At 39.7% G+C, this 11,597-nt stretch carries 11 protein-coding genes; 2 read left to right on the forward strand and 9 right to left on the reverse strand.

Annotation, left to right across the window (positions count from 1 at the left end; genetic code table 11):
- Nucleotides 1–5: 5 nt before the first annotated feature.
- Entirely contained in the window at nucleotides 6–218 is a 213-nt protein-coding gene (yacG, locus tag ArsFIN_RS14890) for a DNA gyrase inhibitor YacG (RefSeq protein WP_026821779.1), read from the forward strand.
- A 104-nt stretch (nucleotides 219–322) separates the two neighbouring features.
- Here the strand turns inward: yacG and mutT are convergent, their stop codons facing one another.
- The 3 genes from mutT to secM all read right to left on the reverse strand — a co-directional run bounded on the left by mutT (nucleotide 323) and on the right by secM (nucleotide 4,160).
- Nucleotides 323–724 (reverse strand): 8-oxo-dGTP diphosphatase MutT, encoded by a 402-nt coding sequence (mutT, locus tag ArsFIN_RS14895; protein ID WP_026821778.1) that lies wholly within the window; start codon nucleotides 722–724, stop codon nucleotides 323–325.
- An 86-nt stretch (nucleotides 725–810) separates the two neighbouring features.
- Nucleotides 811–3,522 (reverse strand): preprotein translocase subunit SecA, encoded by a 2,712-nt coding sequence (gene secA, locus ArsFIN_RS14900; protein WP_026821777.1) that lies wholly within the window; start codon nucleotides 3,520–3,522, stop codon nucleotides 811–813.
- Nucleotides 3,523–3,656: 134 nt separating this feature from the next.
- The gene (gene secM / locus ArsFIN_RS14905; RefSeq protein WP_026821776.1) at nucleotides 3,657–4,160 is read right to left on the reverse strand and encodes a secA translation cis-regulator SecM; all 504 of its coding nucleotides are present in this window, start codon (nucleotides 4,158–4,160) and stop codon (nucleotides 3,657–3,659) included.
- 35 nt (nucleotides 4,161–4,195) lie between these two features.
- Here secM and ArsFIN_RS14910 point away from each other — a divergent pair, with 35 nt between their 5' ends.
- Nucleotides 4,196–4,714, forward strand: coding sequence for a DUF721 domain-containing protein (locus ArsFIN_RS14910; RefSeq protein ID WP_026821775.1), 519 nt, complete (start codon nucleotides 4,196–4,198; stop codon nucleotides 4,712–4,714).
- A 93-nt stretch (nucleotides 4,715–4,807) separates the two neighbouring features.
- Here the strand turns inward: ArsFIN_RS14910 and lpxC are convergent, their stop codons facing one another.
- The 6 genes from lpxC to murC all read right to left on the reverse strand — a co-directional run bounded on the left by lpxC (nucleotide 4,808) and on the right by murC (nucleotide 11,596).
- A complete protein-coding gene (gene lpxC, locus ArsFIN_RS14915; protein WP_026821774.1) occupies nucleotides 4,808–5,725 on the reverse strand; it encodes a UDP-3-O-acyl-N-acetylglucosamine deacetylase in 918 nt (305 codons plus the stop codon).
- 123 nt (nucleotides 5,726–5,848) lie between these two features.
- Complete coding sequence (gene ftsZ, locus ArsFIN_RS14920) at nucleotides 5,849–7,015, reverse strand: cell division protein FtsZ (RefSeq protein WP_026821773.1); 1,167 nt, start codon at nucleotides 7,013–7,015, stop codon at nucleotides 5,849–5,851.
- 54 nt (nucleotides 7,016–7,069) lie between these two features.
- Nucleotides 7,070–8,326: a cell division protein FtsA gene (gene ftsA, locus ArsFIN_RS14925; protein WP_026821772.1), complete on the reverse strand. Its 1,257-nt coding sequence runs from the start codon at nucleotides 8,324–8,326 to the stop codon at nucleotides 7,070–7,072.
- A gap of 49 nt (nucleotides 8,327–8,375) precedes the next feature.
- Nucleotides 8,376–9,173, reverse strand: coding sequence for a cell division protein FtsQ (gene ftsQ / locus ArsFIN_RS14930; RefSeq protein WP_026821771.1), 798 nt, complete (start codon nucleotides 9,171–9,173; stop codon nucleotides 8,376–8,378).
- Nucleotide 9,174: 1 nt separating this feature from the next.
- Complete coding sequence (locus tag ArsFIN_RS14935; protein ID WP_026821770.1) at nucleotides 9,175–10,095, reverse strand: D-alanine--D-alanine ligase; 921 nt, start codon at nucleotides 10,093–10,095, stop codon at nucleotides 9,175–9,177.
- Nucleotides 10,088–11,596, reverse strand: coding sequence for a UDP-N-acetylmuramate--L-alanine ligase (gene murC, locus ArsFIN_RS14940; RefSeq protein WP_026821769.1), 1,509 nt, complete (start codon nucleotides 11,594–11,596; stop codon nucleotides 10,088–10,090). The genes ArsFIN_RS14935 and murC overlap by 8 nt, the downstream gene beginning before the upstream one ends.
- Nucleotide 11,597: the final 1 nt, after the last annotated feature.

Genomic DNA, 11,597 nt, shown 5'->3' on the forward strand with positions numbered 1-11,597 from the left:
TCATTATGCCAGATAAGTTCACGGTAAAATGTCCAACTTGCCATAAAATTGTTATTTGGCAAGAGAGTAGCCTTTATCGCCCCTTTTGCAGTAAACGTTGTCGATTAATCGATCTTGGTGAATGGGCTGGTGAAGAAAAAAGGATTTCAAGCCAACAAAATATTTCTGAAATAGATGATTGGAATGAAACCTCCGATGATCCTAACATTAAAAAATAAATTTAAAATCAAAAACACTATGATCTTATCTACATCATTACATAACTCTTAAATACAATAATATAACAAACTTATTTATTTTAACTTATTTGTCGGATAGCAACTCAAATCACATTATTGATTAACATATCAACAATTACTCGGTTCGCAGGTGGAAATTCTTCAGCTACCAGTGATTTTTGTAAAAGCCAACGTGAAGATTGGCCTTCTTTTCCATACGGCTGGCAATCCCATTGTTCCACAAGAAAAAAATGCAACGTTATTCTACGATCTGGCAATTCATGTTCAACAACCTGCAACAATTGACTGTTAATAACATCTATCCCAATTTCTTCTTTAAGCTCACGAAACAATGCTTCTACCGGTGTTTCGCCAACTTCTAATTTACCACCAGGAAATTCCCAAAAACCCCCCATATGGGAATTAGCTGCCCGTTGGGTAATAAAAATTTCTTGTTGTGCATTTCTAATAATACCAACAGCAATGTGTAATTGTTTTTTTTTCATAAAATAATTTAATTATTTTTTAGTTGTACAGTAAAAAAGCGGATATATTCTCCGCTCTTATTTTTAATTGTTTTAGCCAATTCGCTTTAACCTAAGCTACCATGGCAATGCTTATATTTTTTACCTGAGCCACATGGACAAGGTTCATTTCGACCAATTTTATGGCCTTGGGCCGCCATTTGAGCTTCCGTTTTTGACATCAATGATTCATTTTCAATTTCATGGCTAAGCCGCTGCTTTTTCATAAGACGTTCTGCCTCTTCTCGTCTTTGCTGATCAAGTACAGTGACTTCCTCTGGTAATCGAACTTCCACTTTGCTTAATGTACTAATTACTTCATATTTCAAAGTTTCTAACATATTTGCAAACATACCAAAAGATTCGCGCTTATATTCCTGTTTTGGATCTCTTTGGGCGTAGCCTCGTAAATGAATACCCTGGCGCAAATAATCCATTGCAGCCAAATGCTCTTTCCATAATGTATCAAGAGTTTGTAGCATGATGCCCTTCTCAAAATTACGCATCATCTCGCTGCCAACAATGTCTTCTTTTTCTCTATAAGCTGCAATCGTTTTTTCTAGAATACGTTCACGCAAAGTTTCTTCATGTAATTCGGGTTCTTTATCCAACCACTCCTGAATAGGTAATTCTAAACTAAAATCGTTACTTAACCGCTTTTGTAAACCATCAATATCCCACATTTCTTCCAAAGATTGGGGAGGGATATAAGCATCAATAGTTGCGGTTATAACGTCTTCACGAATACTGTCAATTGTTTCACTAACATCACCACCATCTAATAGATCATTGCGCTGTGAATAGATAGCTCGGCGTTGATCGTTAGCGACATCATCATATTCTAAAAGTTGTTTTCGAATATCAAAGTTACGGCTTTCAACCTTACGCTGTGCATTCGCAATAGCTTTTGTTACCCAAGGATGTTCAATTGCTTCACCAGGTTTCATACCCAATTTACGCATCATACCTGCCACTCGATCAGAGGCAAAAATACGCATCAAAGAATCTTCCATTGAAAGATAAAAACGGGATGAACCGGGATCACCCTGGCGTCCAGAACGTCCGCGTAATTGGTTATCAATACGACGAGATTCATGGCGTTCTGTACCAATGATATGCAAACCACCAGCAGCAATTACCGCCTCATGACGCTCTTGCCACGCTGTCTTGATTTTATCAATTTGCTCCTGACTAGCGTCCTCTAGTTTATTGATTTCTGCCTGCCAACTACCTCCTAATACAATATCTGTACCTCGCCCGGCCATATTAGTGGCAATAGTCACTGAACTTGCCTGCCCTGCTTCAGCAATAATATCGGCTTCCATCGCATGGAACTTAGCATTTAAAACATTATGCGCAATTTTAGCTTTAGTAAGTTCCCGAGAAATTAGCTCTGATTTTTCGATTGAAATAGTACCTACTAATACCGGTTGGCCTCTGCTAGTACATTCACGAATATCATCGATAATGGCAGCAAATTTGTCCGCCTCAGTCATATAAACTAAATCAGGTAAATCATTACGGATCATCGGACGATTAGTTGGAATAACAATGGTATCCAATTTATAGATAGATCTAAATTCGAAAGCTTCTGTATCAGCGGTACCGGTCATACCCGCGAGTTTTTCGTATAGCCGAAAATAATTCTGGAAGGTAATTGATGCTAATGTCTGATTCTCATTTTGAATTTCAACCCCTTCTTTTGCCTCAACGGCTTGATGCAATCCATCTGACCAACGACGTCCTTCCATTGTACGTCCGGTATGTTCATCAACAATAATAATCTGACCGTCTTTAACAATATAATCCACGTCTCGACTGAAAAGTGCATGCGCGCGTAGGGCAGCCATAACGTGGTGCATAAGCATAATATTAGCCGGAGAATAAAGTGATTCGCCCTCTTCCATTAAATTGGCTTTTGCTAATAATTGTTCAATTAATTCCAAACCACGTTCTGTCAAGGTAACTTGACGCGATTTTTCATCAACAGAAAAATGTCCTTCACCTTGAAAAGTATCTGAATCTTCTTTCTCTTGCTGCTTAAGATGAGGAATTAATTTATCCACTTTTTTATATAGATCTGAACTATCTTCCGCTGGTCCTGAAATAATCAATGGAGTACGAGCTTCATCAATTAAAATAGAATCAACCTCATCGACTAATGCATAGTGGAGTTTACGCTGCACACGCTCTTCTGGACTAAAAGCCATATTGTCACGCAGATAATCAAAACCATATTCATTGTTAGTCCCATAGGTAATATCCGCAGCATAGGCTTCGCGCTTCATTGTCGCAGGCATACCGGGTAAATTAATACCGACTGTCATACCAAGAAATTCGAACAGTAATCGATTATTTTCTGCGTCACGCTTAGCCAAATAGTCATTTACGGTAACAATATGGACACCCTTACCCGTTAAAGCATTTAAATAAGCAGGTAATGTTGACGTTAATGTTTTGCCCTCACCAGTACGCATCTCTGCAATACAGCGCTCATTAAGTACCATACCACCTAGCAACTGAACATCAAAATGCCGCATATTAAATACACGTTTACTGGCTTCGCGAACGGTTGCAAATGCCTCAGGGATCAAATCATCTAATGTTGCTCCTGATTTTAGGCGCTGCCGAAATTCATCAGTTTTGGCTTTAAGCTCTTGGTCGGAAAATTTTTCAAATTCAGGCTCTAACTTATTAATAATATGAACAAATTTATCTAAACGACGTAAAGTACGATCATTACGACTACCAAAAATTTTTGTTAGTAACTTAGTTAACATAAATATTTTTTCTCAATTCAGGCGGTGCTGTTATTAAAATCCGCCTATATTATCTGGTTTCAACCAATATAATTAATATATTTAGTTGAACAATGGTTGCTATAAGAATCAACGAAAAGTCTATGAAATTTTTGTTACGGTCCGGCTCGAATACCCTGACCCCAAGCAACCCATAGCGCAGTTTGGTAGGCAATGTGATAAGAAGATTGTGTTAATGAATTGGTAAAATTTTGCTCATTAGGATAAAAAACACTCAAATTAACCATAGAGTAAAGAGTGTCAAGCATATTATAAAGCGAAATTGATTTTTTACGCACGCTTAAATTGGCCGCCAATTGCTTTTGTGTCTCATAAGCTGAGAAAACAAAAGTCAGTTGGCGGATCATATTTCGTAAAGCATGCTGATGCCAATAATTTGCGCCACAATTATAAAAAATACGATATTTACTGACTGCTTGTAGATGATCTAATGCTAAATTTTGCTGATAATTTGGTAATAATTGGCTAGTATGTGACATATTTTCAGTCACTTTTGCCAAAGTTGTAGGTATACCAATACTGGCCGTTACAATACCTAATAACAAGTGCGGCCAAAAATATCGTTTACCAAAATGTCGCCAAAGATCTAATATATTCATTGAATATCATATAATATAAGAATTGGAGTAAAAAAATGCGCGATAGTTATCCCCAATCTTTAAATATTTTGTTAAAAGAAAACAACCATGATTCAAATACCTTACAAACCATTCAACAGCGCGCGCAGGCATTAATTAAACTCAATAATACTGTTATCAGCCTACTTCCTATCGAATTAAAGGCTTGGTGTCGAGTCGCTAATTATCGTCAACATATTCTTATTCTAGAAGTTACCAATGCTAGCCGAAAAGCACGATTAAGCTATGAACTTCCTACGCTACTTTCAACATTACGTAACACTATTTTACCATCTTTATCTTCAATCAACATAATGATTAATCCATCATTATCATCTAAAAATTTAAAAAATTGCTTATCAATTCATCAAATAGCTATAAAACCATCAAAACAGATAATAAGCAAACTAAGCAAAGAGAGTGCAAAGACAATACGTAACCTGGCAAAAAGAAGTCCAAAAAAGCTAAAGGAAAAATTAGAGCGACTAGCTGCATTGGCCGGAGAGAGTACCAAAGCAACTAGCAATAAAGATTAATTTTGAGTAAAAAACATCAACGAAAGTAATGTAAGAGCGAGAATAATCCACTGATGTACCATAGATAGAATATCCTGCTTAAAATAATATATCTCAGATTATTATTGTCGAAGGTGTTTTAAATGCGACAGGCATTTCAGATTCATCTTCGAACGTCACCATATCCCAAGCAGATTCAGCTGCTAAAACAGCTTGCAATAATTTATTATTCAATGCATGGCCTGATTTATACGCGGTGAAAGCACCAACAATATTATGTCCACACATAAATAAATCACCAATAGCATCTAGCGTTTTATGACGCACAAATTCATCCTCAAAACGCAAACCATCTTCATTTAGTACGCGATAATCATCAACAACAATCGCACAATCAAAGCTGCCGCCTAAACATAAGCCTTTAGATTGTAAGTATTCAATATCACGCATGAAGCCAAAGGTACGCGCACGGCTAATATCTCTAACAAAAGATTTGGCCGAAAAATCTAGTTTATAACGTTGAGTACTACTATTAATAGCAGGATGATTGAAATCGATAGTGAAATCTAAGCTAAATCCGTTATAAGGCGCTAACTCAGCCCATTTATCACCATCTGTAACTCGGACATTTTCTTTAATACGAAGAAATTTCTTGGCGCTGTTTAACTCTTCAATGCCTGCATCTAACAATAAAAATACAAAAGGTGCAGCACTTCCATCCATTATTGGGATTTCAGGTGCATCTACCTCAATGATAATATTGTCAATTCCTAGCCCTGCTAATGCAGCATTCAGATGTTCTACCGTTGAAATACGTACATCATCTTCATTGACCAAGCAGGTGCATAGCATGGTATCACGTACCGATTTTGCCTCAGCCGGGAAATCAACCGGTGGATTTAAATCTGTACGGCGGTAGATGACCCCGGTATTTGCCGGTGCTGGACGCAATGATAAAGTGACTTTCTTGCCGGTATGTAAACCGACGCCCGTCGCTTGAACAATACGTTTTAGTGTCCTTTGTTTGATCATCGTTTTTTCTCACATCGTTAACTGTCTTGCTAACCCTCATTCCGTTAACTGTCTTGCTAACCCTCATTCCAGGATTAGCAAGATATTTTAGCACAAAAAGCAGAGAAACCAATCAATTGTTAACTAATCAGCCTGTTTTCTTAAAAAAGCTGGAATATCAAGATAGTCCGGCTCCTTATTTGACGGCATATTTTGTTCATTCACCACTTTAGCAGCCGTTTTTTCTTCCGTTAACGGAGTCATGCCAGGCATTGAGCCTTGCATCTGCTGATAACGCTGCTCTAGCGATGATTTTTGGGCTGTTTTGTTAGTAACCAACGTGATTTCTGGCCGCTTATCCATACCAATCCCTGTGGCAACCACGGTCACACGTAACTCATCATTCATTTCAGGATCTAGTGAAGTACCGATAACAACCGTTGCATTATCCGATGCAAATGCACGAATGGTATTACCCACTGTTTCAAATTCATCCAGTCGTAAATCAAAACCTGCGGTAATATTAACCAATACACCACGAGCGCCCGATAAATCAATGTCTTCCAATAAGGGGCTAGAAATTGCCATTTCTGCCGCTTCTTCAGCGCGATCTTCACCTCGTGCCACGCCAGATCCCATCATGGCATAACCCATTTCAGACATGACGGTACGAACATCAGCAAAATCCACATTCATTAAACCTGGACGAGTGATAAGCTCAGCGATGCCTTGAACCGCACCTTTTAGCACATCATTGGCAGCACCGAATGCATCGAGCAAAGAAATACCTCGCCCTAGCACTTTTAATAATTTATCATTCGGAATAGTAATCAACGAATCGACATGCTTAGACAGCTCTGAGATCCCTGTTTCAGCAAATGCCATGCGTTTTTTACCTTCAAAGTTGAAAGGTTTGGTCACAACTGCTACCGTCAGGATACCAAGCTCTTTAGCAACTTCGGCCACAACTGGGGCTGCGCCGGTGCCCGTACCACCACCCATACCAGCAGCAATAAAGACCATGTCTGCCCCATCAAGCGCATTGCGCAAGGCTTCACGATCTTCTTCAGCGGCATTACGACCAACTTCAGGATTTGCTCCTGCTCCCAAGCCTTTTGTAATACCATTGCCGATCTGAATAGTTTGTCCTACTGCTGTTTTACGTAATGCCTGAGCATCCGTATTAACAGCAAAGAATTCAACACCTTCGATGCGTTCACGCACCATGTGTTCAACGGCATTGCCACCGCCACCGCCAACGCCGATGACTTTAATCACCGCGTCATTGGTTAATTCCATTGGTTCAAACATAATCTCTCTCCGTTTTGTGCCTTATATAGAAGCGAAGATTTGCTTCTTACAAAATTAAAATTCTTTTCTCAGCCAACTAGTGATTTTATGAAACCAACTACTCACTGATGTACGCTTATCCATTTCGGCTTCATTCCCAAAATGAGTCTGTTTGCCGTAATGCAGGAGCCCAACAGCTGTGGAGTAATAAGGCTCCTGTGCATTGTCCGTTAAACCAGTTATATTTAATGGCTTACCGATGCGTACCTGAGTATGAAATACTCTTTGGGCACATTCGACTAGACCATCAATCTGAGCACCGCCTCCTGTTAAGACAATACCCGCCGCCAGATGATGTTTAACACCTTGCTGGCGTAATTGTTCTTGCAATTTTAAAATCTCTTCATTTACTAAGTTTAGCAACTCTGTGTAACGTGGCTCGATTACTTCAGCTAATGTTTGACGTTGTAAACTTCTTGGCGGCCGACCACCTACACTGGGTACCTCAACATTTTCGTCTTTACTAACAATAGTACCTAATGCGCAACCATGGCGAACTTTTATTGTTTCCGCATCGCTGGGAGGGGTACCAAATGCATAGGCAATATCACTGGTCACGACATTCCCTGCATAGGGTATAACCTTGGTATGACGCAGTGCACCGCCAGTATAAACCGCTATATCCATGGTTCCACCGCCAATATCGACAACACATACCCCCAATTCACGCTCATCTTCCGTTAAAACGGAATAACTTGACGCTAAACCGGCAAAAATCAATTGATCTACTTTTAAACCACAGCGTTCAACTGCTTTGACAATATTTTTGGCCATATCATTATGGCAAGTAATTAGATGTACCTTAGTTTGCATACGTACACCTGAAAGTCCGACCGGATTTTTAATTCCTTCTTGATAATCAATAGCATACTCTTGTGGAATAACGTGTAAAATTCTATGTTCATCACGAACTCGGACAGATTTAGCTGTATGAACAACGCTATCTACGTCATCTTGAGTAACTTCATCTTCAGAAATAGGTACCATACCTATTTCATTCTGGCAGCTAACATGCTTGCCAGAAAGCGCCAGATAAACCGATGATATTTGGCAATCCGCCATCAATTCAGCTTGATCAATAGCTCGCTGCACACATTTAACGACAGATTCCAAATCATTCACGCCGCCTTTATCCATCCCTCGAGATGGACAATTGCCGACACCAATAATATTTACCATACCATCAGGCAAAATTTCACCAACCAGCGCAGAAACCTTGGAAGTTCCAATTTCAAGACCAACTACTAATTTTCTGTCCGTCGTTTTAATCATCGTTAATTTGCCTGTATCTGATCAATCAGCAGTTCCAAACTCTTTCAACTCAGTGTGTAGTAGATTCGGCTAAAAGTGGTAACCAACCTACCGCTGCACCGCTACCATATCGCAAATCTATATATCCAATACGTTTATCTGTAACTTGTTTTAATAGTGGATAAAGCTCAACAAAACGGTTCAATCGCTCTTTAATATCCTGTTTACCAATATTTAATCGAATATCATTGGCTAAAACTAATTGCCACGCGCGGCGTGCAGTCATCGATACTGATTTAATGCTAAAATTATGTGGCGCCAGTTGCTGTTGCATAACACGATACATTTCTAAAACTTCTTGCTGACTGCCTTGTGGACCATATAACATCAGGAAATTACCTTTAACATTTAGTAACACTGGTAAACTAAAAACTGTTCCTTCAGCATTAATAAAAAAAGTATCATTCCATTTGGCATAAGGTTTATATTCTACTAGATGAATTTTTAGTTCATCAGGCCATTGCTTACGGACCGTAACTTGTCTTATCCACGGCATGGTTTTTATTTGATTCTGGATCGCATTCACATCAATTGTCATAAATGTACCCGGCATACCCAGTGCCAATATTGCTTTTCTAACATTATCGTCACGGGTGTAATGGCGTTCGCCAGTGATCACCAGCTTGGAAATCGGCAATCTATTGGCATCTTTCATCCAATTTAACACCATCCACCCACTCCCTATAATAGTACCCAATACTATTAAGAAGAAAATAATGCCTGCCAAATAAGAACCATTACTTCGGCCACCATCGTTCCGACGCTCTTTAGGCTCTTTATTACGAACGTTCAGTGATGCCTGCGGCATATTAGTCCGCCAATTCCAAAATCTTTTTAACTAACTGTGAAAAAGTCATTCCTGCTTGTTTCGCAGCCATGGGTACCAAACTATGGCCAGTCATTCCCGGTGAGGTATTAATTTCTAATAAATAAAAAACACCATCGTTATCTCTCATGACATCAACACGCCCCCAACCAGCACAACCAACCGCCTTATAAGCCGCTAGCGCTAATTTATTCAATTGCTCTTCTTCTTCAGCTTTCAACCCACTAGGACAGAAATATTGTGTCTCATTAGAGAGATATTTTGCATCATAATCATAAAAAACGCCTACCGGTTGAATACGAATCGAAGGCAATACCTGTTCCCCTACAATTGCCACGGTATATTCCGGCCCATTTAGCCATTTCTCAATCAGCACATCTTTGTCATAACGAAAAGCGAACTCTAGCGCTATTCTTAATTCAGACAAAGTGGTTACTTTGCTCATACCAACGCTTGAACCTTCAAGACTTGGTTTTACAATAAGCGGTAAACCCAAATGACAAACAGACTCAAAAAGCATTTCATCTGACATCATGGCTAACTGTTGCTTGTCCAGTGCTATATAGGGTGCAATCGGCAAACCTATACCCGCCCATAACTGTTTAGTACGTAACTTATCCATTGAAAGTGATGAAGCTAAAACCCCACTCCCGGTATAGGGTAAGCCTAAAAATTCTAAAACCCCTTGTACTGTCCCATCTTCACCACCGCGTCCATGTAAGGCAATAAAAACTTTATTATAACCAGCCTCTTTTAATTTGATGACAGCAAAATCTTTAATATCAACTGGATATGCAGCTATGCCAGCGTCACGTAAGCCATTTACTACCGCATCGCCAGATTGCAGCGACACTTCTCTTTCGGCTGAATTTCCGCCTAAAAGCACGGCAACTTTATCAGCCATGATACTTTTCCTTACTCGTTAGCATTGGCCGTAAATCTGTGTCAGCCAAATTACGTGCTATTTTGCCAATATTTCCAGCTCCCTGTATAAGTATCAGGTCGTTATCTTCTATAATTTTTGCTAAGGTTTCGCCAATTTGGTCATGCTCAGCGATAAAAATAGGATCTAATTTGCCTCGATTGCGAATTGTCCGACATAATGATCGACTATCTGCACCAGGGATAGGTTCCTCTCCTGCCGGATAGACATCTAGCATCAACAACACATCGACCTGCTCTAAAATATTGGCAAAATCATCATACAAATCACGCGTGCGAGTATATCTGTGAGGTTGAAAAACCATCACGATACGTTTATTTGGCCATCCTTCTTTTGCTGCTTTAATAGTAGCATCAACTTCTGTTGGATGGTGACCATAATCATCCACCAGCATAACGCTACCTTTTTTGCCATTAACATCCGCTAAAGGGAAATTACCTAACAAATCAAAACGTCTCCCAGTCCCTTGAAATTTTTTTAACGCCGTCAAGATAGCGCTATCATCAATACCTTCTTCGGTTGCTACCGCAATGGCCGCAGTCGCATTTAATGCATTATGACGCCCTGGTGCATTCAAGATGAAAGCTAAATCGGCTCTGTTTTCGCGCGCTACAGTAAAGAAACCTTGATTACCTCGTTGCTTGTAAGATGTAATCCGGACATCTGCGTCATCGCTAAAGCCATAAGTGGTAATATAACGACCTATTTGCGGTAACAACGAACGCACCACCGGATCATCAATACATAATACCACCCGACCGTAAAATGGTAGATTATGTAAGAAACTGATGAAGGTCTGTTTTAATTTCTCAAAATCACCATCATAAGTTTCCATGTGATCTGCTTCGATATTTGTTATAACAGCAACTAACGGTTGTAAATGTAAGAAAGAAGCATCACTCTCATCAGCTTCGGCAATCAAATAGCGGCTAGTACCTAAACGTGCATGAACACCTGCCGCTTTCACCAGTCCACCATTGATAAACGTCGGGTCTAACCCTGCCTGTGCATAAATACTGGCAATCATCGCAGTGGTAGTCGTTTTGCCATGAGTTCCTGCGATAGCAATCCCATGACGAAAACGCATCAATTCTGCCAACATTTCAGCGCGTCGAATGACTGGAATACGTGCTTCACGTGCTGCAATAATTTCTGGATTATCCGCCGCAATTGCCGTAGAGACGACGACGACACAAGCATTTGCGACATTCTCTGGTCGGTGATTAAAATAAATTTTTGCCCCAAGCTCTATTAATTGCTCAGTAACCGTATTAGGTAACAAATCAGACCCACTAATTTCATAACCTTCGTTAGCCAATACTTCAGCAATACCGCCCATGCCAGCACCGCCAATGCCAACAAAATGGATATGCTTAACCCGACGCATTTCGGGCACTGTTGCTCTTAATTTGGCTAATTGTTGTGTATTCACTATATTCTCTTCACTATTTTTATCGCTGATT

The sequence above is a fragment of the Arsenophonus nasoniae genome (genome assembly GCF_004768525.1).
Taxonomy (GTDB): domain Bacteria; phylum Pseudomonadota; class Gammaproteobacteria; order Enterobacterales; family Enterobacteriaceae; genus Arsenophonus; species Arsenophonus nasoniae.

Bases quoted from the DNA above. Each gene is read 5' to 3' on its own strand.
- secA (WP_026821777.1), bottom strand. From the start codon at position 3,522: ATGTTAACTAAGTTACTAACAAAAATTTTTGGTAGTCGTAATGATCGT.
- ArsFIN_RS14935 (WP_026821770.1), bottom strand. From the start codon at position 10,095: ATGGCTGATAAAGTTGCCGTGCTTTTAGGCGGAAATTCAGCCGAAAGA.
- lpxC (WP_026821774.1), bottom strand. From the start codon at position 5,725: ATGATCAAACAAAGGACACTAAAACGTATTGTTCAAGCGACGGGCGTC.
- ftsZ (WP_026821773.1), bottom strand. From the start codon at position 7,015: ATGTTTGAACCAATGGAATTAACCAATGACGCGGTGATTAAAGTCATC.
- ftsQ (WP_026821771.1), bottom strand. From the start codon at position 9,173: ATGCCGCAGGCATCACTGAACGTTCGTAATAAAGAGCCTAAAGAGCGT.
- secM (WP_026821776.1), bottom strand. From the start codon at position 4,160: ATGAATATATTAGATCTTTGGCGACATTTTGGTAAACGATATTTTTGG.
- ftsA (WP_026821772.1), bottom strand. From the start codon at position 8,326: ATGATTAAAACGACGGACAGAAAATTAGTAGTTGGTCTTGAAATTGGA.
- mutT (WP_026821778.1), bottom strand. From the start codon at position 724: ATGAAAAAAAAACAATTACACATTGCTGTTGGTATTATTAGAAATGCA.
- yacG (WP_026821779.1), top strand. From the start codon at position 6: ATGCCAGATAAGTTCACGGTAAAATGTCCAACTTGCCATAAAATTGTT.
- ArsFIN_RS14910 (WP_026821775.1), top strand. From the start codon at position 4,196: ATGCGCGATAGTTATCCCCAATCTTTAAATATTTTGTTAAAAGAAAAC.